The sequence below is a fragment of the Paenalcaligenes niemegkensis genome (genome assembly GCF_022230885.1).
GTDB lineage: Bacteria > Pseudomonadota > Gammaproteobacteria > Burkholderiales > Burkholderiaceae_B > Paenalcaligenes > Paenalcaligenes niemegkensis.
This window is the reverse complement of sequence record NZ_JAKGCT010000004.1, coordinates 692,905-715,844: the sequence shown is the minus strand read 5'-3', so window position 1 is coordinate 715,844 and position 22,940 is coordinate 692,905. Positions and strand designations below refer to the sequence as shown.

19 protein-coding genes and 3 pseudogenes are annotated in these 22,940 nt (G+C 53.2%); 14 read left to right on the top strand and 8 right to left on the bottom strand.

Annotated features, from left to right (window positions below; translation table 11 throughout):
• Positions 1 to 49: 49 nt before the first annotated feature.
• The gene (locus L1889_RS07475; protein WP_238664611.1) at positions 50 to 1,726 is read right to left on the bottom strand and encodes a methyl-accepting chemotaxis protein; all 1,677 of its coding nucleotides are present in this window, start codon (positions 1,724 to 1,726) and stop codon (positions 50 to 52) included.
• Between the two features lie 160 nt (positions 1,727 to 1,886).
• A complete protein-coding gene (infA, locus tag L1889_RS07470) occupies positions 1,887 to 2,156 on the bottom strand; it encodes a translation initiation factor IF-1 (protein ID WP_238664610.1) in 270 nt (89 codons plus the stop codon).
• A 495-nt stretch (positions 2,157 to 2,651) separates the two neighbouring features.
• On the opposite strand from infA, the gene L1889_RS07465 reads away from it, so the two are divergent.
• Positions 2,652 to 3,557: a DMT family transporter gene (locus tag L1889_RS07465; RefSeq protein WP_238664609.1), complete on the top strand. Its 906-nt coding sequence runs from the start codon at positions 2,652 to 2,654 to the stop codon at positions 3,555 to 3,557.
• Here L1889_RS07465 and L1889_RS07460 read toward each other — a convergent pair.
• From L1889_RS07460 to L1889_RS07450, 3 genes are read right to left on the bottom strand one after another with little or no spacing between them, the layout of a single operon-like run.
• Complete coding sequence (locus L1889_RS07460; RefSeq protein WP_238664608.1) at positions 3,511 to 4,455, bottom strand: sensor histidine kinase; 945 nt, start codon at positions 4,453 to 4,455, stop codon at positions 3,511 to 3,513. The genes L1889_RS07465 and L1889_RS07460 overlap by 47 nt on opposite strands.
• The gene (locus L1889_RS07455; RefSeq protein WP_238664607.1) at positions 4,401 to 4,853 is read right to left on the bottom strand and encodes a hypothetical protein; all 453 of its coding nucleotides are present in this window, start codon (positions 4,851 to 4,853) and stop codon (positions 4,401 to 4,403) included. The genes L1889_RS07460 and L1889_RS07455 overlap by 55 nt, the downstream gene beginning before the upstream one ends.
• Entirely contained in the window at positions 4,846 to 5,529 is a 684-nt protein-coding gene (locus tag L1889_RS07450; protein WP_238664606.1) for a response regulator transcription factor, read from the bottom strand. Before L1889_RS07450 ends, L1889_RS07455 begins: the two co-directional genes overlap by 8 nt.
• A gap of 104 nt (positions 5,530 to 5,633) precedes the next feature.
• On the opposite strand from L1889_RS07450, the gene L1889_RS07445 reads away from it, so the two are divergent.
• Positions 5,634 to 7,688, top strand: a complete 2,055-nt coding sequence (locus tag L1889_RS07445; protein ID WP_238664605.1) for a TonB-dependent receptor domain-containing protein — start codon at positions 5,634 to 5,636, stop codon at positions 7,686 to 7,688.
• 112 nt (positions 7,689 to 7,800) lie between these two features.
• On the opposite strand, the gene L1889_RS07440 is transcribed toward L1889_RS07445, so the two are convergent.
• From L1889_RS07440 to L1889_RS07430, 3 genes are all read right to left on the bottom strand, one after another.
• Positions 7,801 to 8,730, bottom strand: a complete 930-nt coding sequence (locus tag L1889_RS07440; RefSeq protein WP_238664604.1) for a bile acid:sodium symporter family protein — start codon at positions 8,728 to 8,730, stop codon at positions 7,801 to 7,803.
• Between the two features lie 239 nt (positions 8,731 to 8,969).
• The gene (gene recJ, locus L1889_RS07435; protein WP_238664603.1) at positions 8,970 to 10,688 is read right to left on the bottom strand and encodes a single-stranded-DNA-specific exonuclease RecJ; all 1,719 of its coding nucleotides are present in this window, start codon (positions 10,686 to 10,688) and stop codon (positions 8,970 to 8,972) included.
• Positions 10,673 to 11,620: a hypothetical protein gene (locus tag L1889_RS07430; protein ID WP_238664602.1), complete on the bottom strand. Its 948-nt coding sequence runs from the start codon at positions 11,618 to 11,620 to the stop codon at positions 10,673 to 10,675. The genes recJ and L1889_RS07430 overlap by 16 nt, the downstream gene beginning before the upstream one ends.
• 39 nt (positions 11,621 to 11,659) lie before the next feature.
• Here L1889_RS07430 and L1889_RS07425 point away from each other — a divergent pair, with 39 nt between their 5' ends.
• From L1889_RS07425 to L1889_RS07370, 12 genes and pseudogenes are all read left to right on the top strand, one after another.
• Positions 11,660 to 12,934 carry a lipoprotein-releasing ABC transporter permease subunit gene (locus L1889_RS07425; protein ID WP_238664601.1) on the top strand — a complete coding sequence of 425 codons (1,275 nt, stop codon included), beginning with the start codon at positions 11,660 to 11,662 and terminating at the stop codon, positions 12,932 to 12,934.
• Positions 12,927 to 13,673: a lipoprotein-releasing ABC transporter ATP-binding protein LolD gene (lolD, locus tag L1889_RS07420; protein WP_372871318.1), complete on the top strand. Its 747-nt coding sequence runs from the start codon at positions 12,927 to 12,929 to the stop codon at positions 13,671 to 13,673. Before L1889_RS07425 ends, lolD begins: the two co-directional genes overlap by 8 nt.
• A gap of 39 nt (positions 13,674 to 13,712) precedes the next feature.
• Positions 13,713 to 14,539, top strand: a pseudogene (locus tag L1889_RS19165) (TatD family hydrolase).
• Positions 14,540 to 14,636: 97 nt separating this feature from the next.
• Positions 14,637 to 15,704: a ComEC/Rec2 family competence protein gene (locus tag L1889_RS07410; RefSeq protein ID WP_238664600.1), complete on the top strand. Its 1,068-nt coding sequence runs from the start codon at positions 14,637 to 14,639 to the stop codon at positions 15,702 to 15,704.
• Positions 15,616 to 16,166: pseudogene (locus L1889_RS07405) on the top strand (ComEC/Rec2 family competence protein); the annotation flags it as partial. The gene L1889_RS07410 and the pseudogene L1889_RS07405, both read left to right, overlap by 89 nt.
• A 54-nt stretch (positions 16,167 to 16,220) precedes the next feature.
• Positions 16,221 to 17,090 (top strand): ComEC/Rec2 family competence protein, encoded by an 870-nt coding sequence (locus L1889_RS07400; protein ID WP_372871732.1) that lies wholly within the window; start codon positions 16,221 to 16,223, stop codon positions 17,088 to 17,090.
• A 254-nt stretch (positions 17,091 to 17,344) separates the two neighbouring features.
• Positions 17,345 to 18,571 carry a thiamine pyrophosphate-dependent enzyme gene (locus L1889_RS07395; RefSeq protein ID WP_238664598.1) on the top strand — a complete coding sequence of 409 codons (1,227 nt, stop codon included), beginning with the start codon at positions 17,345 to 17,347 and terminating at the stop codon, positions 18,569 to 18,571.
• Positions 18,568 to 19,614: an alpha-ketoacid dehydrogenase subunit beta gene (locus L1889_RS07390; RefSeq protein WP_238664597.1), complete on the top strand. Its 1,047-nt coding sequence runs from the start codon at positions 18,568 to 18,570 to the stop codon at positions 19,612 to 19,614. The genes L1889_RS07395 and L1889_RS07390 overlap by 4 nt, the downstream gene beginning before the upstream one ends.
• Positions 19,614 to 20,087 (top strand): biotin/lipoyl-containing protein, encoded by a 474-nt coding sequence (locus L1889_RS19160; protein ID WP_372871315.1) that lies wholly within the window; start codon positions 19,614 to 19,616, stop codon positions 20,085 to 20,087. The genes L1889_RS07390 and L1889_RS19160 overlap by 1 nt, the downstream gene beginning before the upstream one ends.
• Positions 20,069 to 20,995, top strand: coding sequence for a dihydrolipoamide acetyltransferase family protein (locus L1889_RS07380; RefSeq protein ID WP_238664596.1), 927 nt, complete (start codon positions 20,069 to 20,071; stop codon positions 20,993 to 20,995). Before L1889_RS19160 ends, L1889_RS07380 begins: the two co-directional genes overlap by 19 nt.
• Before the next feature lie 177 nt (positions 20,996 to 21,172).
• Positions 21,173 to 22,079, top strand: a pseudogene (locus L1889_RS07375) (alpha/beta fold hydrolase).
• Positions 22,076 to 22,921 (top strand): PHP domain-containing protein, encoded by an 846-nt coding sequence (locus L1889_RS07370; RefSeq protein ID WP_238664595.1) that lies wholly within the window; start codon positions 22,076 to 22,078, stop codon positions 22,919 to 22,921. The pseudogene L1889_RS07375 and the gene L1889_RS07370 overlap by 4 nt, the downstream one beginning before the upstream one ends.
• Positions 22,922 to 22,940: the final 19 nt, after the last annotated feature.

The window sequence follows — 22,940 nt, the reverse complement described above, 5'->3', positions numbered from 1 at the left end:
AGGAGTGGTAAAGCAGCAAGGTTTCTTCTATGAGAGTGATGAGCATGGCCTAGGCGGCATGCAGCGAAGTTGCCAGTGCTAGCGGACTAAGCGACTTGTGTACAGCAACTGTTTGAGTGCCGTCTGTATCGCTGCCATCGGTATTAAGCGTAAATAAATGTACGATCTGGGCCAGACCTTCAACATGGCTAAGCTGTTGTTTAGTGCTGAGGGTGGCAGCGTCCACGAGTTCGAGATTTTGCTGGCTGAGAAGTTCGAGTTCTTGCATGGCAGTACGCAGCATTTCGGCATCTACACCTTGATCGCTGGTGGCCTGACTAATGTCATTCATGAGGATCCGCACCGATTGTACGGAACGATGGATTTCGGTCATAAGGGCTTCGGTTTGCTTGGCTGCGTCCATGCCTTGCGCAATACGCTGATCTGAACGGGAAATCAGTTTTTCAATATCGCTTGATGCCTGAGAGGAGCGCAGGGCCAGTTGGCGAACTTCGGTAGCCACCACAGCGAAGCCCCTGCCATGATTACCCGCTTGTGCGGCCTCAACGGCGGCATTCAGGGCCAGTATGTTGGTTTGGAAGGCGATGTTGCGAATCAGCTCGGTGATCGAACCCATTTGCTTTGAGCCTTGGTGTATTTCCTGCATGGTGCCGAGCATTTGCTGCATGGCCACTTCGCCTTCCTGAGCGTGGAGTTCGGACTGGCGGGTGAGTTCGTGTGCGTCAGTGGCATAGCTGGAGTTGGCATTGATGGCTTCGCTTAGCTTCGTAATACGGTCGGTGGCGTGTACCAGCTGGCTGGACTGGTCTTGTATATGGCTAGCCAGGCTTTGGTTGGTTTGCGTGTGCAGGGTTGAGGCGTCATGAATCTGGTGGGCGCGATCCTGAACATTGCTGATAGTGTGATTCAGGCCTTCGCCGATGCCGTTCAGGGCGACCAGCAAGGCGCCGATTTCATCGCCACGGTCATGCTGTATGCGCGCATCAAGCTGACCAGACGCCAGCTGTTTTGCAAGCTGCACGCCTTGGTTAAGAGGGGCCTTGATTGAACGATATAAAGCAATGAGCCCGACAGCGCTAACAACCATCAGTGAGGCCAATGCCAGCAGTGCCAGAAGGTAAGCTCGCGTGCTGGCAGCGCGTGCGTCGTTAACCTGTTGGCTGAGGCGATTGCTTTGGAGCACGTCAAACTGCTGGATGGTTGACGCAATTTCTGTGGAGCGTTCCGCGTACTGCTGGCTGAAAACCAGCACCTGGGCCATCAGCCTATTCGGCAGGGCCACACGGATACCGCCTTGGCCGTCGTCAAATTGACCGCTTGCTGTGCTGATTGCTTCGAGTTGGGTGTCGCTCAAGGCGATAGCCTGAGCATAGGCGTTGGAAAGCAATTCGTGTTCATCTGAGGTGAAGCCGCCACTCTCGAAACGTTTGAGCAGGCTGGGGGATTGATCATTGCCACGTAACTGCTCAAGCAGGCTGAGATAGTCAGCTTCGAATTCAGGCTGTTCGCTGGACACAAAGGCCATGACATTGCGTGACATGCTGTCGACTATCTTGCTGAAATCGTTGGCGAGCTGCGTGGCACGGTAGCGGGCCTGCTCGCTTTGCTGCAAATGATCGATGGTAGTGGTCAGATGGCGTAATGCGCCAAAAATAAGCAGGGAGAAAAGCGCCAATAATATGAAGTAGCCAATAAACCCGCTTTTTAAGGTAAGGTGCTGTTTCATGTGCTGCCTGCTGCCAGTTATATTAATACGCGTTACGTCAACGCGAAACAGCACAATTGTGGCAGCGAAATATGACAGTCTTATGTAACAAAAAGCCCTTCTTTAAAGAAGGGCTTTTGCAAACACTCTAGCGTGAAGCCATGAAACTTAGTATTGTTTTTTAACGACGACGCGAGTGCTGAGGAGCATGGGCAGGCTGATTATTGCGTTTGGGCAAATGCCTGAATGTGATACGGCCTTTAGTCAGGTCGTAGGGTGACATTTCTAAAGTAACTTTATCACCAGCTAAAATTCGAATGTGGTGCTTGCGCATTTTGCCACCTGTGTACGCAATAACCGGATGCCCATTATCGAGGGTAACGCGGAAGCGAGAATCAGGCAGCACTTCAGTAACTGAACCTTGCATTTCAAGCAGCTCTTCTTTAGCCATATATTTAGAATCCTTATAACAACCTATAGGGGCGACGAGCTGTCGAGTATACGATGCGTCGCGTTGTATGCGGTATGGGGCGGGGGTTAGCCTAGCGCCAATAGAACATAAGTCAGTAAGTGAACCAACAGGAACACAGGCTTTAATTGACGTATGTGATAAAAATTTAGGTAGCAATAGCGCTGTTAACCGCTGTCAGCATAACGTAGCGCCAAACCAGGTGGGTCGTTGAAAGCGGGTGGTAATAGCGGCTGTTAACATTTCGATTTTTACTAATTATGCCCATAGCGCAACCTAAAATTATAATAAGAAATTATAGTTATGTCAATGGTTTGCGCTGTTTGCGAGGCTGTAGAGGACATGGCTGAGTTTAACTGCACAAATTTTGGACAGACGTACACGATTCGTCTTTAGGCGGGGCTTTCTATATAATTTTTAGCTTTCAACTAAAGCTAAAGGAATGTGCTCTTGCTTCGGGCAAGTAAGCAATTCGCAATGAGCAGCCACAAACTTACGCCGTCTACCGTCGCTCTTTTAGTTCTGCCTACTCTACTGTGGGCTGGCAATGCGGTGGTCGGGCGTATGATCCACGCTCAGATTCCGCCTATTACATTAAACTTTCTGCGCTGGACTATTGCGTTTTGTGTGCTGCTGGTCTTTGGCGCTTCGGTATTACGCCCCTCCAGCCAGATGTGGAAAAACTGGAAGCGATATGCGTGGATGGGACTATTAGGCATTGGTTTTTATAATGCCTTTCAATATATGGCTTTGCAAAGCTCGTCGCCTATTAATGTGACTTTAGTTGGAGCGAGCATGCCCATCTGGACTTTGCTCATCGGCAGAACGTTTTTTGGTTCGGTAATGAGCCGCTGGCAGCTTTTGGGTGGGTTGATATCGCTGATGGGTGTGCTGGTGATCCTGCTAAGGGGCGATATTTCGCAAATCGGGCACTTACGCTTTGTGGCGGGCGATATTTATATGATTATCGCCACCATTTCGTGGGCTTTTTATGGCTGGTTGCTAACCTCTCAAAAGGACAGTGACGATGTCAGGCATACATGGGCAACGATGCTGTTGGCCCAAGTTGCTTTTGGAGTTGTTTGGTCCGGTGTATTTGCGGCCGGCGAGTGGGTCCTGACTGATTGGGAAATTCAGTGGAGCCTTGGTCTGGTGGCAGCCATCTTGTATGTTTCTATTGGGCCGGCCATTATTGCATTCTGCTGTTGGGGCGCTGGAGTAAAGCGGGTGGGGCCCGCTACAGCTGGTTTTTTCGCTAATTTGATTCCATTGTTTGCAGCGATTCTGTCCGTGGTATTTTTGGGCGAACTACCCCGTGGCTATCATGCGGTGGCCTTTATGCTGATTGTGGGTGGCATTGTGCTGTCAGCGCGCGTGCGATGACCAGTTCTATTCGTACAACGCAAGGGCTCTGGCTGATAAACCGGATGTTTCCACCTGCATTCAAGACAGTTTGCCTAGCAATGGCGAGGCCAAGGCCCGAACCATTACTGTGCTGGCGGCCTTTTCGAAAGCGCGTGAACATTTCCTCTTGCTGACATAGCGGTACACCGGGCCCTTCATCCGCAATATCCAACGTCCAGCCCTCATGAGGTGACTGCGTCAGGCTCACACGAATGGTTCCTGTCCCGTGCATGAGGGCGTTATCAAGGACATTCCGGATGGCATCCATCAATAGGCTGGGTTCGCCCTGTACTTCCACTGCATCTTCGATATTGACCTGTATATCCCGGCCTTGTGCTTCGATCATGGGTATTGTCAGTGCAACGGCTTCACGCGTGATACGCGAAAGCGCCGTCACGCTATTCGATTGCTGTAGTTTTGCGAAAGGCTGCTCTTGCTGGGCCAGGGCCAGCAATTGATTTACCAGACGACGGATCTGTTGCATGCTGTGTTCAATAGCGGGCCAATCGGTAACGTTATCTCCGCGGCTTTTTTGTAGACGCAGGTCGAGCACGGTCAGCGGCGTACGCAATTCATGGGCAGCGTCGGCGACAATGCGCTTTTCTGTCTCAAAGGCATCCGCCAAGCGGTCAAGGCCAAGATTGGCAGCGCGGGCAAGGGGCAGTATTTCGCGAGGCAGACCATCGAGCGGAATGCGCAGATCTGGCTGGCCCGGACCGATTTCGGTGCTGACTTTGGCGGCTTGTTTAATCGGTTGCAGTGTCCAGTTGAGTAGCCACCGAATAAGATAGGCAGCCAGCAGGCACATGGGCAGAAAAATCATCAATCCGCGCAGCAGGCGGGCCTGAAGCAAGGAGCCGATGATACTGCGCTCCATCTCATCTTTTTTGCCACCATCAGCACCGACCCGTCCGCCAGCCTGACTGGAACATTGACGACCAGCCCGCTGCGCAGGGGAAGCCGGAACAGCCTGCCTGCATCGTTAATCGTGTCGTGACGCAACTTTCTGGGTTGTTTCAGATTACTGGAATGCCACAAGGGGATGCCATCTGCCGTGTAAAGCGTATACGAAAGCTCACCCCCGGCGTAGTGAGTTGGCAACTGATCCATGTCGCTTTGAGCCGTGAGGCCAGCTGCAATTTCTTGGGCCTGGATAAACATGACGCTGCGGCGTAGTTCGTCCCGGGTATCGTAGAGATACACGGCCAGGCTGCCAAAGCCCAGTATGAAGACAGCCGTGAGCGCGATGAGTATACGTCGTTCCAGGCTATGCATCAGAACGGTTCGGAACGATGCGGTATCCTACGCCGCGAACGGTATCGATGCCGATATCGGCACCCGCTGCAGCCAGTTTTCGGCGCAGGCGTGATACCAGCGCTTCGATGGCGTTGAGTGTTACGGACTCCGTATAAGAATACAGTCTCTCTTCAAGAAGGTCTTTGATGACGATGCGTGGGGCGACACGCAGCATTTCTTCCAGAAGCATGGATTCGCGCCGGCTCAGGTGCAGCACTTGGCCAGCTACAACGGTGTGACGAGACGCTGGCTCAAACTTAAGATTGCCGTGATGGAGTTGGTGAAACACGTTTCCCGAACGTCGCAGTACCGCACGTAATCGGGCTTCCAGCTCGGACATGTCGAAGGGTTTGAGCATGTAGTCATCAGCACCGGCATTCAGGCAGGCAATCCTGCTTTGCAGGGCATCACGAGCGCTTAGAATAACGCAGGGTGTGGGCCCATGGGGAGTTTGGGCACGAGCCTGTAATACATCTTCGCCGTCCATGTCCGGCAACCCAAGATCAAGAATCATTGCATCATAACGCGTGCTCTGAAGCGCCTGGATTCCCTCTATCCCATTTTTCGCAGTATCTACAGCAAAGCCCCGGCGTTTAAAGTATTCGGCCAGCAGTTCTTGCAGGGAGAGGACGTCTTCCACGACGAGGATTTTCATAAGCTATGTTTGTCAGACTGTGGTCAGGTGTGACAGATATTATAAGAAGTAAGAATCTAATTGATAACTATTCTTATTCGAATAAGTTGATTATAGGGGAAGAAATGATTTCGAAGGACCGAAGCAGCGCTCATCTGAATTTAACCCGTCTGGTGCTGGCCTTAATCACGTTGACGGGGCCGTTAACACTGGTGGCACAGGCGGTTGATAGCACTGCTGGCGTGACAACGTTAGGCTCAGTTACGGTGACCGCCTCGGGTTTTGAGCAGGAGATGCGCGATGCGCCCGCCAGCATTACCGTGATTTCTCGCGAGGAGCTCGAAAGCAGGCAGTTCCGTTCCCTGGCAGACGCGGTGCGTCATGTGGAAGGCGTGAGCATTATAGGGGGCGATAAAGGCAATATCTCGATTCGGGGAATGGAATCGAGCCATGTGCTGATTCTTGTCGATGGACGGCGCCAAAACACCGGTCAGGTTTCGCTTAAGGGAGGTACAGCGGAAGCGCTGAGCATGAACTGGATACCTCCTGTCGAGGCGATAGAGCGTATTGAAGTTGTGCGTGGACCGATGTCGACCTTATATGGCTCAGAAGCAATGGGCGGTGTCATTAACGTAGTGACGCGTAAAGTTGCGCACGCATGGATGGGGGCTGTGTCTGCCGATTACACCTATCAGGAGTCTTCCGACGCAGGAAACATGACACAGGGCGATGTTTATCTGTCGGGGCCGCTAGTTCAGGACCTGCTGGGCATACAAGTATGGGGCTTCGATAAGCGTCGACAAGAGGACGATTTACTAGATGGCTTTGCCAAATCCAGGCGTCAAGGCGGAAATGCGCGCTTCTGGCTGACACCTTCGGCCAGCCATGAATTCATGTTTGAGGCAGGGCGCAGCAAGCAGCACTTCTGGAATACGGCGGGAAGAACTTTGGGGGTAAGCAGCACGAACAACGAGAATGAATATATACGCGATAACTATGCTGTTGCGCATACGGGGAAATGGGGTCGAGCAACCACCGAGCTGAGTTTCAATCACGAGCGCGCCGTACGTGAGGGCCCCACTCAAAATGCCAAGCCTGATGTGCGTAATTCCGTCGTGGAAGGAAAGGTAACGCTGCCATTTAAAAATCACATGGTTCTGGCAGGTTTGCAGTGGCGCAGGGACGAATTAAAAACAGATGGCTATTATGCCAGCCCACAGGGCTTGGGCGTCGATACGTCGGTCACCGAAACCTCCTTCTTTGTCGAAGATGAATGGAGCCTCACCGATGATTTCAGCCTGACTGGCGGACTGCGCCTGGACGACAATGAGTTCTTCGGCAAGCACTGGACCCCGCGTTTATATGGTGTCTGGCATACCAGCGACAATTGGACTGTGAAAGGCGGTGTAGCGAAAGGGTTTCAGTCACCAACGATTACGCAAATCAATCCGGATATCGGGCTGCCTCAGCGTGGGGGAGCCTACACATGGGGCAATCCGGACCTGGAGCCTGAAAAAAGCGTGAACAGCGAGGTGGGGGTTTATTATGATGCTGGCGGTGCTTTCTCGGGTAGCCTGACGCTCTTTCACACCGACTTTGATAATAAGATTGCCAATACGGGTTCGCGTCAGTTGTATTATCCCGATGGGACACCGGTGCCACCGGATCCGTTTACCGGCAATATGTACAGTACGTATTTCAACATTACCAAGGCCACCGTGCGGGGCTTGGAACTGGGCGCCGGCTATAGGCTGAATGAGCAGTTCAAACTCAGGGGTAACTACACTTACACCGACTCAAAGGTAAAAAGTGCTAATGCCACAATATTGGGTTTTGGCTATCCCCAAGCGGATGGCCAGCCACTGGTTGCTACGCCCAGTCATATGGGTAGTCTGACGCTGGACTGGCAGCCGAATGCAGCGGTTGCGGTGTTTAGCACCCTCAGCTATCGTGGCCGCGAAACACAAATTGCCTGGGGACAGGGTGGTGCCGTCAATGAGAGCGTTGGCTCTGTCACGACGGTTGATCTTGGTGCTAACTGGCGTGTCAATAAGGCACTGACGCTAAGCGCAGTGGCGTATAACATCACCGACAAGGTGCGTGAGCGTGATTCTGGGTCGGCGTATTCTTACGCTGAGGATGGACGCCGTTATTGGGCCAAACTGTCTTATCAGTTCTAATGAGGCAGTGCGCAGCAGCGTTGGCGTTTGTCTGCGTCGGGTTTGGCTAGATTGCCAAACTCATTGCTATTAAAAAGGGGGCGCAAGATATGCGCCCCCTTGGCTTGCTGACTTATTTGTCTTTGAAACGCTGGTATATGGTGGCTATAATCGGTCCGCTGATGTTGTGCCAGACGCTGAAGATAGCGCTAGGCACGGCTGCGAGCGGGCTGAAATGTGCTGTGGCCAATGCAACCCCCAGGCCAGAGTTCTGCATGCCTACTTCAATAGACATGGTTTTTCGTTGTGCAAGGTTTAAACCGCAAGCCTTGGCTACCAGGTAACCTAATAAAAGGCCCAGGCCATTATGCAGAACGACCACCATGAAAATCTGTAAGCCTGTTGTCGCAATGCGTTCCTGGTTAAGCGCGACCACAGCGGCAACGATGGCAACAATGGCCACGACGGAAACCAGAGGCAGAACCTGGACCCCGGCTTTAACACGTTCGCCCAATACCATTTGCACTATCATTCCCAACAAGATCGGCAGGATTACAACCTGTACAATTGACCAGAACATAGCCGAAGCGCTGACTTCAATCCATTGGCTGGCGAGAAGGTAGATAAGGGCTGGTGTAACGATAGGAGCAAGCAAGGTCGTGACAGACGTGATGGCTACTGAGAGCGCAATGTCGCCGCGGGCCAGGTAAGTCATTACGTTGGAGGCCGTTCCACCAGGGCAGCAGCCCACTAAAATGACACCGACAGCAACCTCGGGCGGAAGATTCAGCATGGTGGCCAGCAACCACGCCAGAGCGGGCATAATAATAAATTGACCCAATACCCCAATCAGCACATTGACCGGGCGCTTGAATACCTCTGCGAAATCACTTTTCGAAATTGTCAGGCCCATTCCAAACATAATCAGGCCGAGTAAAGGCACGATATAGGCACCTAACCACGTGTACTGGTCGGGCATGTAAAAGGCGAGTATGGCAAACAGTAAAACCCAAATGGCAAAGGTATTGCCAACGAAGCGACTTAGCCTAGCTAAAGCCTGCATGATAAATCATCCTTTGTTAAGCGCTGATAAACATCTAGAGAACTCGTTGTCTCGGTATGTTCAGCAAAAATAATTATCTTCACAGAAGGCGGCTGGCCAGAGCAGGGATGGGTGCAATAGCGCCTGTTTTCTTGCGGGATTATGCAGGAAAAAGAAGCGCCTACGGGATAAGTAGGCGCCTTTCTTGAAGCTTTGATACGAATTGTACATTGCCAATAGGGCGAAAAGTTAAGCTTTGACTAGCTTAGGCTAAGAGCGTATTCAATGATGAGCTGAACGCTGACCCTGCCATTCCAGTGGTTTTGATCCAAACGATAGGAAATGTCTGCCTGATCGCCCAACAGCTGATTATGGTTAAACCAAATTGCGTCAATAATGCTTCCGTTACGCTCAAGACGCAGCTTCAGGTGCTTGTCTTTTAACAGCCGTTGCTGCTGAATGTTAAACGTGTCCCTGAATAAGGGGGCAGGAAAGCCTGCGCCCCATACCTGCGTCTCCAACAAGGCCGCCGTGCTTACGTCAAGGTATTGGACCTCAAGGCTGCCATCTGTCTGGATCACCGGTTCGAAGCTGTCCCTGCCGCTAAGTGTGCGCACAGCCTCATCAAACAGCTCGACAAAACGCTCGTAGTTATGTTCGGCGATGCTTAAGCCAGCAGCCATTGCGTGGCCACCGAATTGGTTGATCAGTTGTGGATCACGCTTTGATACCAGATCGAGCGCGTCGCGCAGGTGTACATCAGGAACAGACCTGCCTGATCCTTTCAGACTGCCGTCGTCGCTGCGGGCAAAAGCGAGCGTGGGACGCCAGTATTTTTCTTTAAGTCTGGAAGCCACCAGCCCCACCACTCCCTGATGCCAGTCAGGGTGGTAAACACATAGGCTGGCCTGCTTGGTAGCGCCGTTAGCTGTTGCTGTTTCTACGGCACGCATGGCTTCGTCGCGCATGGTTTGCTCTATCGCTCGCCTATCGTGATTCATGGCCTCAAGCTCTTGTGCCAGCCGCCGGGCTTCATGTGGGTCGTCGGTCGTAAGGCACCGTATGCCAAGGCTCATGTCGGCCAGGCGGCCTGCTGCATTAATGCGTGGCCCAAGAGCAAAGCCCAGGTCAAATGTACTGGCATTGGCAGGGTTTCGGCTGGCGACTTCAAAAAGAGCGGCAATGCCGGCCTGCATATGGCCGTTTCGCATTTGTTTCAGACCCTGACTCACCAAGAGGCGATTATTGCTATCTAGCTTAACCACGTCGGCAACTGTTCCGAGGGCCACGAGATCTGACAACAGGTTTAGGCGGGGTTGATCTTCGATATCGAAGGCGCCGCGTTCGCGTAGTTCGGCTCGCAGGGCCAGCATAAGATAAAAAATCACGCCCACCCCCGCCAGGTTTTTTGACAGGAATCCGCAGTTCGGATGATTAGGATTAACAATTGCGGCAGCTTTGGGAAGCTCATCGCCAGGCAAGTGGTGGTCGGTGATGACCACGTCTATGCCGACCGAGGTAGCGGCTTCAACGCCTTCGACGCTGGCAATGCCGTTGTCGACGGTGATCAGGATATCGGGTTTACCGTTGGGGTGTTGCAAGGCCAGGCTGACGATGGCAGGAGATAAGCCGTAACCTGTCTCGAAACGGTTAGGCACCAGGAAGTCTACATCTGCGCCCATCTCGGTTAGCGCCCGAAGGGCAACTGCGCAAGCGGTGGCGCCGTCGCAGTCATAATCGGCAATAATCAGCAGACGCTTTTGTTCTTCAATGGCTTCCGCCAGGAAGGTAGCCGCTTGCTGTGTTTGGCTGAGGGTGTTTGGGTTAAGCATATCCGCCCAGCGCGAGGCGAGTTCATTGCTGTTCTCTACGCCACGTGCAGCCATGAGTCTGGCCAGCAGTGGATGGGTGCCTGCATCAATAAGTTGTTGCGTGGCGCCGGGGTTAGTGCTGCGATTGACGACTACAGGGGTGACCACATTTTTCTCCAGTTATTCTTGGGGCTTCCAAAGAGACGCTGCCGCAGGGTGGGGCGCGAAGCGTTGCACTGCATATAGCGCTCAACACCACATAGCACGAGCTCAGGCGCGGGATTGTGCGCATTGGGAGCAAATACGTTTCGTTCAAGGTTGGCCAGTTCTTCTAGCCATTGTCCCCAGTCTTGCTGTTGCGCCGAGTTCTCAAGATCTGTATACAGCTGATAGCGAGGCTTGCTGTCCAGATTGTCAAACTGACCTCGGGAGGCCCCGCCCATCAGCCACAAACTATTGATAGCCGGCTTCCCGGCTTGCTCGCGTACCGTGTTGACAGGGTGGTCAAACCAAAGCATCTGAAACTCGTTGACAAGGCGGCGCCAGGGCCGTGTGTGAATGTCTTGTTCCCACCAGTCATTCACCATGCCTTGGCTCACCAGCCTGGTACTTGCTGTGTCGGCATTAAAATCTTCAGGAACGCTTAATCGCCAGCGAGTGGCAGAGTCGAAACCAGCATTGAAGCCGGTGCCGGCGAACCACTGAAGGCTGCTTTCCAGTAGCTCAGTGCTTTCGCTTATGCTGATATCGAGCAAGTCGCCCGAAATCAATGCCGCGCCATCTCTGGATGGGGCAATATGCACCAGCTCGGCCAGCCAGACTCTTTCGTTATCTTCTGTTGCTTCTGCTTTTTGGTTTTTTACTAACAAAGGGCCAAGACCTGCGCTAAGATGCTGGGCGGGTTGCATGACAAATCCAGCTTGTTTCAGCTGCCAGACCTCAAGGGCGGTACACCGCGTCTCGGTGGGAATGGTCTGCTGTAGCTGACAGTCACTGTGCTGCAGCCAGCGCACAAGTGTGGGGGCTTTTTGCTCAAGGTGGCTAAGTAGCTCACGAGCTTGATGAGGATCAGGGAGTGCGCCTGAGAGTACTATCTGCATAGAGGTTCTTGGTGTTTATAACTTGCGGTGACAACGTATATGTCTTTTGAGTTTTGGATAGGTGCACGATACGCAGGCTTGGCGCGAGTCAAACGCCGGGCAGGCGGACGCGCGGATGGTTTTGTATCTTTTATTGCCGCCAGTTCAATGGCAGGTATTGCCTTGGGCGTAGCAGCGCTTATTGTAGTGCTTTCTGTCATGAATGGTTTTCAAAGCCAGGTTCGTGACCGAATGCTGTCGGTATTACCCCATATCGAACTTTATTTTCCAGGTGTGGACCATTCTAAGGTTATTGAGTCTTGGCAGGACATCGCTGCTGCTGCGCAGGAAAATCCAAATGTAGTCGGTGCTGCGCCTTTTGTGGCTGCCCAAGGGATGATCGTTCGTAACAATGTGCTGAATGGTGCTCAGATCCGTGGAGTAGACCCTGAAACGGAACCCAACGTATCCGAGCTTGCAGATCAAATGCTGGTGGGCGAGCTCAGCAGCCTTAAAGCTGGTGAATTCGGTATTGTGTTAGGGCGCCAGTTGTCCGAAGCTCTCGGTGTAAGAGCAGGTGATACGGTTATGGTGATGGCGCCGCAGGGCTCCATTTCACCGGCGGGTTTTTCGCCCCGGATGCGGCAGTTCACGGTAGTAGGCCTGTTTTCATCTGGGCATTACGAATATGACGCTTCGCTTGCTTTTATTAATGTCGATGATGCTTCCAGGGTGTTTCGCGACAGCGGAACCAGCGGTGTACGCCTGCGAATTTCCGATATGCATAAAGCGCCTCAGGTGGCTTTTCAGCTGGCTAATGAGCTCCCGGCCGGCGTGCGTGCAAGCGACTGGACCCAAAATAACCGTACCTGGTTTGCAGCGGTGCAAACCGAAAAGCGGATGATGTTTTTGATTCTTACCCTGATTGTCGCCGTGGCAGCGTTTAACCTGTTGTCTTCTTTGGTGATGGCAGTGAAAGATAAGCGCAGTGACATCGCTATCTTGCGTACGCTGGGGGCAACACCCAGCGAAATTGCCAGGATATTTTTAGTGCAAGGTTCATTGATCGGCGTGGTGGGAACCTTTTTAGGGGTGTTCTTTGGTACCGTGGTAGCTTATAACGTTGACGTTATTGTTCCATTTATCGAAAACCTGGTAGGCCAAAAGTTTTTGCCTGAGCAAATTTACTTTATCAGTGAAATGCCATCCAGCCCGCACCTGAGCGACATCAGCATCATCGCGGTCACTTCCCTGGTCTTATCGTTGTTGGCTACCTTGTATCCAAGCTGGCGCGCGTCCAACCTACAACCCGCACAGGTGCTACGCCATGATTAATCAGAACTCAGCGACCGCGCCAGATCAGGCGTTGTCAGGCTCCGCATCAATGCCGGTAATCGAGGCTAAAAACGTCTCCAGAACCTACACCGAGGCGGGGCAAGAAGTACGGATCCTGAAAGATGCTTCGTTAAGTGTCACGAATGGCGAAATGGTTGCGATTATCGGCGCTTCAGGTTCAGGTAAAAGCACCTTGCTGCATCTGCTGGGGCTACTTGATCACCCCAGTGCGGGCAGTATCTATGTTCATGGTAATCTGGCCGACGGTCTAAACGAAAAGCAGCGTAGCCGTTTGCGTAATAAAGAACTGGGTTTTGTGTATCAGTTTCATCATCTGCTGGCTGAGTTCAGTGCCCTCGACAATGTCGCCATGCCGTTAATTGTGCGGCGGGAAGGGCGTGATGTGGCACGCAAGCAGGCCGAAGTGCTTTTAGAACAGGTGGGCCTGGCCCATCGTATTCATCATTATCCAGGACAACTGTCAGGCGGCGAACGCCAACGGGTGGCGTTGGCACGTGCGCTGGTGAACAGCCCGGCGTGTGTGCTGGCCGATGAGCCTACCGGAAATCTTGACCGCCACACCGCTGACGATATGTTCGAGTTGTTAAGGCGGGTTAATCGCGAGCTGGGAACGGCCTTTATTATCGTTACTCATGATCAGTCCCTGGCAGCGTTGGCTCACCGCCAGTTGGTGATGACGGACGGCACCCTCGAACAGACACATTTATCGCCTGTTTGATATTTACCTGAAGTACGCGACAGTGGTAGTCTAGATATCATGTTTATCGACAGCCATTGCCACCTCGATGCCAGCGAATTTGACGCTGATCGCGACGCCACTGTTAACCGGGCGTTGCGCTCAGGTGTGCAGCTCATCATTGTCCCCGGCGTGGCAACGTCCAACTTCAAGACCGTTGCTGACCTGGCATCACGGCACCCGGCTGTTTATTATGCCCTGGGTATCCATCCGATTTTTATACCGGATGCTGCTGATGCTGATTTGGAGACCTTGGAGATTGCCATCAACAAGGCCATGGATGACCCTAAATTTATTGGCATTGGCGAAATAGGACTGGATTTTTTCTACCTGAGCTGTGCAGCGATGAAATTCGCGAGAAGCAGATCCATTTTTATTCCGAACAACTGCGTCTCGCCGTTCAATTTGATTTGCCCGTGATCTTGCATGTACGGCGCTCAGTAGACCTTATCAGCAAATACCTCAGACGGCATCCACAGTTAAGAGGCATTGCCCATGCCTTTAATGGCAGCCAGCAGCAGGCTGAGATTTTGATCGAAATGGGCTTTAAGTTAGGTTTCGGCGGGGCCATGACTTTTAGCCGAGCCAAGCAGATTCGCCGTCTTGCTGCCGGGCTGCCGTTAGAAAGCATTGTGCTGGAAACTGATGCGCCGGATATCCCACCTGCCTGGCTGGGGCAAGGCACTACATCTCTCGAAACACCACGAAACGAGCCTGCAGAGCTGTCGGGAATTGCACAATGTCTGGCTGAGCTACGGGGCGAAACCCTTCAGCAGATTGCGACCCAAACCTCAGCTAATGTACGCCATACATTTAAGAGACTTCCCCAGTTTACATTTTCTGACTAGGTAGATTTGCGTGGGCAAAGATGCTCACACAGACAGCCTTTAGCACCGCTTTTCTGATTACTCTGGCTAACGTTACAGAGTCAGTTAAGGAAAGGGCGTGCGGCTTGCAGGTATACCGTTCTCGGGAAGGTGGGCTGCGGCAAATTATGTTGCGGCTACCTTGTGGGTGCAGCAGTTAGCGTTACTCCCTTCACTTTTGAGCCTGACACTGCTTGTCGTAGTGTGGGCTTTAGGCATCGCATCGCTTCTTTGGCGTAAAGATGTGGCGCTGCGAGAACGGCTGCTGCGCATTCTGATCCCGGGCTTCTGCGGCGCACTGGGTTTTAGTGTGGCAACATGCGCTGCTCAACAGCGCCTGTCAGATCGACTGCCACGGGCTGACGAGAACCGTGTCTCCAAAGTCGTGTTTCAGGTGGCAGAGCTTCCTCGGCTACGTCCGGACAGTCGTCAATTCGTCGCCAGGGTGCTCCGCAGCCATCCCGCGGGTGTTCCACAGCGCATTGTGGTCGGCTGGGCTGCTCCAGACTGGGCTGGTCCTTATGCCGAGCGAAAAAGCCATGATTTCCCCGACCTCTATCCAGGGCAAATCTGGCAGGCAAATGTTATTGTGAAAACCCCTCATGCCGCGCTTAATCCAAACGGATTCGATTACGAATCACATCTGTTTGCACAGGGCATACGTGCAGTGGCCAGTGTTCGGGGCAGCCCGCGATTATTAGAGGTACAGCCGTTGGCTGAACGCTCGCTCTCGCTGATGGCCGAGAGCCTGCGGCATGGTATTAGGGAGAAAATGCTGCCGTTTCTCGACGGCATGCGCTACGGGGGCGTCATTACAGCGCTAAGTATCGGTGACCAGGCCAGTATCAGCGCTGAAGACTGGGCTATTTTCAATCGCTCTGGTTTGACTCACCTGGTCTCTATCAGCGGAGCACACGTCACCCTTATCGCTTCACTGGTTGCGGCATTGGCAGCCTGGGCCTGGAGGCGATGTCAAATAAAAAACAAATCTGGCGGAATTGGTTCCAGCGCAGAACGTGGCGGCGTACATCGCCGTTGGCGTAGCCGGTCTGTACTGTGTGGTGGCCGGGTGGGGGGTGCCAGCGCAGCGCACATTCTTAATGTTGGCGATTATCGTATTTTCGTATCTGTGGCGTTTGCCGCTTAACGGATCTCAAGTGCTGGCCATTGCGGCGGTTGCCGTTCTGGTCCTTGATCCCTGGGCGATTATCAGCAGCGGATTCTGGCTTTCTTTTGGGGCCGTGGCGGTGTTGTTTGCCTGCAGTAATTGGCAAGGGAATAAACATTCATCTTATGGTGGGATAGTTGTCTACGCAGAAAACATAAAAACCGCCTCAATGTGGCAATTATTGATTACCGCCGCGCTGTTTCCGCCGCTTGCCATGCTATTTAACGAAATCTCGCTGATTTCCCCCTGTCTAATGCCTACGCCATTCCGCTGATCAGCTTGCTGGTTACACCGTTGTCTCTGCTGTTCGCGGCAACCAGCACGCTCAGCGTACTGGATCCCTTTTCTGCAGTAGTTGCCTGGGTGTGTCATTCCCTGATCACCTTAATGATGGTGCCTACGGTTTGGCTGTGCGAATTGCCTGCGGCCAGCATTCCTGTTGCGCAAGCCCCTGTGTGGTCCTATGTGCTGGCATTGTTGGCCATCGCCATCGCCATGACACCAAGAGCCATCACCACCAGGAATTATTTATGGCTGTTAGTGCTACCTTGTCTGCTCTGGGGGCGCGAACGGATGGCTCCCGGCGATTGGCGGTTAACCGCCCTGGATGTAGGCCAAGGAAGTGCAATCATTGTACAGACCACAAACAGCTCGCTGCTTTTTGACACGGGTGTCAGGCGGGCGCGAGATTCCGATATGGGTGCTCAGGTGATAGTGCCTTTTTTGCGGTCGATTGGGCTGAGTGCTCTTGATGTACTGGTGGTCTCTCATGCCGATCTTGATCATGTGGGCGGCACGGCAAGCGTACTTCAGCAGTATCCGGTACAGCAAAGCTACAGCAGCTTTGACCTGCAGCGGCATATGGGTCGGGAAGCGCGTTTGCTTGATATGGCCGGCAATTCCATTCCGCTGCCGCTTGCCATGGCTGCGTGTACCAGGGGAACGAAATGGGAGGTGGATGGTGTCCGCTTCGAGTTTATCTGGCCGGTTCAGACGTCGTCCTCAGTCAGCAGTACAGCCGACCGGAATGCCAACAGTTGCGTTCTGTCCATCCGTGGCCCCTGGCATTCTGCATTGTTAACGGGAGATGTAGGCCATTGGCAGGAGCTGACTTTTGTCGAGAGCGGCCTGGAGAGCCACGATGTTGTGGTGGTGGGGCACCATGGATCTAATACGTCCTCTGGTCAGGCCTTCGTGAATCAGGTGGAGGCGCAAGTTGCGATAGCTCAAGCAGGCTGGTGGAGCCGCTTTGGTCATCCGCATAGTGAGGTGGAGCAGCGCTGGTTAAGGTCAGGCTCGGCTTTTTTCGCAGTGACCTGGACGGGGCCGTGTCGGTGCTGTCTTCTTCCAGGCAGCTGGGCATAGAACGGGAGCGACTGGACTCAAGACGTTATTGGCATAACCACAATGCCTATTATAGGAAAGAGCCTGACTGACACGCGCGCCCGTTTATTTGTGAATAGCTAACGTGGCTCCGGGAATAATGCTTCGGTAGAAACACGTGTTGCATAATTTCCAGCGATGAGTAAACATGGAATTAACGCTCACGAGGCAGCAGTGCAGAAAGCTTAAGCCGTTGAAAAATCCACAAGATATTTCAAATCTAAAAGAGACAAGCTATGCCATTAACGTTGCATGTTCCAGAACCACCAGCACGCCCAGGTCAGCCCTCTGACTTTTCATATTTGCGCTTGCAGCCAGCAGGGCAGGCGCTAAAGCCCCCCATTGACGCCAACCCACAAGATCTCCGTGACTTTGCCTACGGCCTGATTCGTGTGCTTGATGACAACGGTGAGGCTAAAGGCGAGTGGGGGGCTGACATGACTCTCGCGCAAAAGCACCGGGCATTGCATCTTATGATGCTGACGCGAGCTTTTGATACGCGTATGTTTCATGCCCAGCGACAAAAGAAAATTTCATTTTATATTCAGGCCACCGGCGAAGAGGCCATTGCAACCTGCCAGGCGCTGGCCTTAAACGACGACGATATGTGCTTTCCTTCATATCGTCAGCACAGTGTGCTGCTGGCGCGCGATGTACCGCTGCTCGACTTGATGTGTCAGCTTTACTCCAATGCCTGCGACCCCCTGAAGGGCCGGCAACTGCCGGCCCTGTATTCGCGAAACGATAAAGGCTATTACTCGCTGTCCGGCAATCTTGCTACGCGTTTTTTGATCGGGGTGGGCTGGGCCATGGCCTCGGCCATCAAGGGCGATACACGCATCGCGTCCAGCTGGATAGGTGACGGGGCTACAGCCGAGGGCGACTTTCAAACAGCGCTAACCTTTGCGCATGTCTATAAAGCCCCGGTTCTCTTGAATGTGGTCAATAACCAGTGGGCCATTTCCACCTTTCAGACTATTGCCGGCGGAGAAAACACCACCTTTGCCGCACGCGGTATGGGTACCGGCATTGCGTCGCTGCGAGTCGACGGTAATGATGCCCTGGCTTGTTACGCTGTTTCAAAATGGGCGGCCGACCGCGCCCGGACGAATCAAGGTCCTACCCTGATCGAATGGGTTACCTACCGGGCAGGGCCGCACTCCAGTTCCGATGACCCGAGCAAATATCGGCCTGATAACGAATGGCAATCCTTTCCGCTGGGTGACCCTATTGTTCGTTTAAAGAACCATCTGATTACGCTTGGAGAATGGTCTGAAGAGCAGCACGATGAAGCCCAGAAAAAACTAATGGAGCAGGTGATTACAGCGCAAAAGACGGCTGAACAAGCCGGTGGTTCCAGCGTGAATGCTGCGGCTCATAGTCACAGCATATTTGAGGATGTCTATGCCGTAATGCCTCAGCATCTGCAGCGCCAACGTCAACAGTTCGAGGAGGGGCTATGACCTTAGCATCAGACACACCCCACAGCCTTGCTTCCATGACCATGGTCCAGGCTATTCGTTCTGCGCTTGATGTGATGCTGGAACGCGATCCGAATGTGGTGCTTTACGGTCAGGATGTAGGCTATTTTGGTGGTGTGTTTCGCTGCACCGACGGCTTGCAGAAAAAGTACGGCAAGCAGCGCGTGTTCGACGCTCCCATTTCTGAAAGTGGCATTGTGGGTACAGCAATTGGCATGGGTGCCTATGGCCTGCGGCCCGTTATCGAAATTCAGTTTGCCGATTATTTCTACCCTGCAATGGACCAGATTGTTTCCGAACTGTCCAGATTACGCTATCGCTCAGCGGGTGACTTCACAGCGCCTGTGACGATACGCATGCCGGCTGGAGGCGGCATTTATGGTGGCCAGACTCATAGTCAAAGCCCTGAAGCCATCTTTGTACATGTGGCAGGCTTGCGTACGGTGATGCCTTCTAATCCGTATGACGCAAAGGGCCTGCTGATCGCTTCTATCGAGTCTGATGATCCGGTTATTTTTATAGAGCCCAAACGTCTTTATAACGGGCCATTTGACGGTTATCACGATAGGCCCATACAGTCGTGGCGAGATCACGAGGACGCCCATGTCCCTGAAGGCTATTTTAATTTAGAACTGGACCAGGCGGCGATAGCCAAAGCCGGAAATGACCTGACGGTATTGGCTTATGGAACCATGGTTCACGTTGCAAAGGCGGCCGCCGAGTTATCCGGAGTCGATGCGGAAGTCATCGATTTGCGTAGTTTGTGGCCGGTTGACCTCGATACCATTACCGATTCTGTGAAAAAAACAGGGCGTTGCGTTGTCGTGCACGAGGCCACCCGCACCGGGGGCTATGGCGCCGAGTTAACTGCACTTGTGCAAGAGCATTGCTTTTATTCCCTGGAGGCTCCCATTCTTCGTGTTACGGGTTGGGATACCCCGTACCCTCACGCTCAGGAGTGGGATTACTTCCCGGTGCCCGCGCGTGTGGCTGCCGCATATAAAACCGTTATGGAGGGCCTCTAATGTCTGTTCACGTCATTAAAATTCCGGATGTAGGTGAAGGCATCGCCGAAGTTGAACTGGTCGAGTGGCTCGTTAAGGTGGGGGATTTCGTACATGAGGACCAGAACGTGGCCAGCGTTATGACAGACAAAGTTTCGGTCGATATCAGTTCTCCGGTGGCAGGCACAGTAGAGCGTATCGGAGGCAACGCCGGGGATATCCTGTTGGTTGGAGCCGACCTGATCAGCATACAGGTAGACGGTCCTGATACGCCGGAGGATACAGGCTTCGGCTCCGTTACCAACGAATCGCCCGCAAAGCTCTTTGCAGAAGTTTCTCAACCAGAGGTAGACAGCTTAGGCGTCGAGGCCTTGGCCGTAGGCGGCGTTCAGAGCGAAGCAGAAACTGAAGAGGAAAGCACCTTAAAAACCCTGATATTTCAGCAGTGCAGACAGAGGCGCAGACTGACAAAAGCGTGCACCATGAGTTGCTAAAGGGCGTATTAGCTTCGCCAGCCGTGCGTAAACGGATTGCCGACTTAGGATATAAGCTATCGGATATCGCCCATGCTTTAGGCATAGAGCGCGTAGCACATGGCGACCTAGACCGGTACCTGCTGGAGCAGCAGCAAGGTAGCGCCTATGATCCCAAAGCATCGGCAAGGCCCGGCGATACAAAAAACGGAAGCAATGAAACCGGGCAAAAAGCAGAAGCGGGTATTCCTCTACGTGGACTGCGCCGCCAGATTGCCCAGAAAATGCAGCGGTCGGCGCACGAAATACCACATGTAAGCTATGTTGAATCCCTGGACGTTACCGATCTTGAGGCGCTACGGACCCAGCTCAACCAGAAGTGGGCCAAAAAACGCGGGCATTTAACCCTGCTGCCATTTCTGGTCAGGGCGATTAGTCTGGCGATAAAAGAGCACCCTCGTCTTAACGCTACTTTTGACTCTTCTACTCAGCTTTTAACAGAGTGCTCCGACGTCAATATGGGGATTGCCACCCAAACCAATGAGGGCCTGATGGTACCGGTGCTGCATCAGGCTCAATGTTTAAGTGCTTGGGAAATCGCCGCCGCGATACGGACGCTTTCCGAGTCTGCTAAAGAAGGCAGCCTGAGCCGTGAGCGAGCTACAGGTTCGACGATTACCTTAAGCAGCTTGGGTAGTTTGGGCGGGATTGCCTCAACGCCTATTATTAATCATCCCGAGGTGGCGGTGATTGGCGTGAATAAAATAGTGGAGCAGCCGGTCGTCAGAGAGGGACAGGTCGTCATTCGCAAGATGATGAACCTGTCGTCTTCATTCGATCATCGTATTATCGACGGCTACGATGCTGCCGCATTCATACAGTCGGTGCGGCGCCTTATTGAAACTCCGGCATTGATGTTCATCAATTAGTACGGGGCTGCAGCAGACCACTTGTCCGGGACACGTTCAGCCCTTGTGTCCCGGCTTTCCTTTGTGCCTCTGCGCTGTTGGCTGCGTTACAATGCTTGATTAGCCATATCACGGATTGGATTTCGTTCTATGACATTGTCCGGCATTACTTCGCCAGCCCCTCGTCTGGATTATGTTATGTGTGCCAGCAGCAGCGGGACACACAGAATGGCTTATTGGGAATGGGGCGATCCAGAGAATCCCAAAGTGCTGTTATGCGTACATGGGTTAACCAGAAACGGGCGTGATTTCGATCCGGTGGCCCGAGCTCTTGCCGCGGAGTACCGGGTGGTTTGTCCAGATGTTGTGGGGCGCGGTCGTTCTGACTGGCTGCTCGATCCTACCAATTACGTCATCCCTCAGTATGCCGCTGATATGCTGATGCTCATTGCCAGATTACGTCCCGCACGCCTTGACTGGCTTGGCACATCCATGGGGGGCTTATAGGCCTGGCGCTGTCCGGATCATTGTCCATGTCTGCAAGTTTGAGACCCCCCACTTGAATGGTCTTGAGCCCGGGCTGGGCATACCTCTGGGTAAAATGGTACTGAATGATATTGGCCCGGCCATCAGCACAGAGGGTTTAACCCGTATCGGCGCTTATGTGGCCTTGCCGCTTAGTTTCGAGCGCTTTACTGATGCCGAAAACCATGTGCGCCAAACCTGCGCTGATTTCGGTCCCCAGAGCGATTCCGACTGGCAAGAACTGACACACAATGTATTTGTTTGCGATACGCAAGGGCGCTGGGTAAAGCATTACGATATTGGTATTGCAGTGCCGTTTAAAGAGCAGTCTTTTGCTGCCATGGAGGCTGCCGAAGCGTTGTTATGGCAGGCCTATCAATCCCTGACTGAACCCGTATTAATCATACGTGGCAAGCACTCCGATTTGTTGACCGCACAAACCGCCGACGATATGTTGCAGGCTAATCCCAGAGCCAGGCTTTATGAGGTGGCCGGTGTGGGGCACGCTCCCAGCCTGCGCAGCGAGGAGCAAATACAAGTATTGCGTGAATTTCTATTCGAATCCAAAGAGGCTATATGAGTATCTCTGATCTGGGTATTGATCTGCACAGCCATTCTACGATGTCCGATGGCATCTTGACGCCCAAAGCGCTTGCACAGCGTGCAGCGGCCAATGGGGCGAAAATGTGGGCGCTGACGGATCACGATGAACTGGGAGGGCTACACGAAGCCGGAGCTGAGGCTCGACGTCTTGGCATGCATTTTATTCCGGGCGTCGAGATTTCGGTAACCTGGTGCGGACGTACCGTACATATTGTGGGCCTGAATATCGATCCCGAATCGCTCGAACTGTCTGATGCGCTTGCTTATATCCGCTCCGGACGCGTTGAGAGGGCAAGGAAAATAGGCGAGAGGCTTGCTGAGCTGGGCGTGTCGGGGGCCTATGACGGAGCGCTGGCTTTTGCTACCAATCCTCAGTTAGTAAGCCGCACCCATTTTGCTCGATTTTTGATTGAAAGCGGGCACTGTGGCACCATGAGTGAGGTGTTCAAACGTTATCTGGGCGATCACAAGGCAGCCTATGTGCCGATGCAGTGGGCAAGCCTGGCTGATGCCCTAAGCTGGATTCATCAGGCCCAAGGCACGGCGGTAATCGCGCATCCGGGGCGCTACGAGTTCTCGCCCTTGCAGTTTGACGCGTTGTTTGACGAATTCAAGCGATTGGGCGGTGAAGCTATCGAGGTCGTGACAGGTAGCCACACTACTGATGATTATCGTACCTATGCCCAGGTGGCAAGGCGTTTTGACTTTGCCGTGTCGTGTGGATCTGATTTCCATGGGCCCGGAGAAGGGCGACTGGATGTCGGCGTCGTGCCACCTACGCCCAAAGACTTACGTCCGGTGTGGGCTGATTGGCTATAGGCCGAGCGCCACCCAGGAG

What these genes read in the sequence shown, in the direction of transcription:
- L1889_RS07450 (WP_238664606.1), bottom strand. Translation starts at nt 5,529, where the DNA reads ATGAAAATCCTCGTCGTGGAAGACGTCCTCTCCCTGCAAGAACTGCTG.
- L1889_RS07440 (WP_238664604.1), bottom strand. Translation starts at nt 8,730, where the DNA reads ATGCAGGCTTTAGCTAGGCTAAGTCGCTTCGTTGGCAATACCTTTGCC.
- L1889_RS07475 (WP_238664611.1), bottom strand. Translation starts at nt 1,726, where the DNA reads ATGAAACAGCACCTTACCTTAAAAAGCGGGTTTATTGGCTACTTCATA.
- infA (WP_238664610.1), bottom strand. Translation starts at nt 2,156, where the DNA reads ATGGCTAAAGAAGAGCTGCTTGAAATGCAAGGTTCAGTTACTGAAGTG.
- L1889_RS19160 (WP_372871315.1), top strand. Translation starts at nt 19,614, where the DNA reads ATGTCTGTTCACGTCATTAAAATTCCGGATGTAGGTGAAGGCATCGCC.
- L1889_RS07455 (WP_238664607.1), bottom strand. Translation starts at nt 4,853, where the DNA reads ATGCATAGCCTGGAACGACGTATACTCATCGCGCTCACGGCTGTCTTC.
- L1889_RS07465 (WP_238664609.1), top strand. Translation starts at nt 2,652, where the DNA reads ATGAGCAGCCACAAACTTACGCCGTCTACCGTCGCTCTTTTAGTTCTG.
- L1889_RS07370 (WP_238664595.1), top strand. Translation starts at nt 22,076, where the DNA reads ATGAGTATCTCTGATCTGGGTATTGATCTGCACAGCCATTCTACGATG.
- L1889_RS07400 (WP_372871732.1), top strand. Translation starts at nt 16,221, where the DNA reads ATGACACCAAGAGCCATCACCACCAGGAATTATTTATGGCTGTTAGTG.
- L1889_RS07395 (WP_238664598.1), top strand. Translation starts at nt 17,345, where the DNA reads ATGCCATTAACGTTGCATGTTCCAGAACCACCAGCACGCCCAGGTCAG.
- lolD (WP_372871318.1), top strand. Translation starts at nt 12,927, where the DNA reads ATGATTAATCAGAACTCAGCGACCGCGCCAGATCAGGCGTTGTCAGGC.
- L1889_RS07460 (WP_238664608.1), bottom strand. Translation starts at nt 4,455, where the DNA reads ATGGAGCGCAGTATCATCGGCTCCTTGCTTCAGGCCCGCCTGCTGCGC.
- L1889_RS07430 (WP_238664602.1), bottom strand. Translation starts at nt 11,620, where the DNA reads ATGCAGATAGTACTCTCAGGCGCACTCCCTGATCCTCATCAAGCTCGT.
- L1889_RS07445 (WP_238664605.1), top strand. Translation starts at nt 5,634, where the DNA reads ATGATTTCGAAGGACCGAAGCAGCGCTCATCTGAATTTAACCCGTCTG.
- L1889_RS07425 (WP_238664601.1), top strand. Translation starts at nt 11,660, where the DNA reads ATGTCTTTTGAGTTTTGGATAGGTGCACGATACGCAGGCTTGGCGCGA.
- L1889_RS07390 (WP_238664597.1), top strand. Translation starts at nt 18,568, where the DNA reads ATGACCTTAGCATCAGACACACCCCACAGCCTTGCTTCCATGACCATG.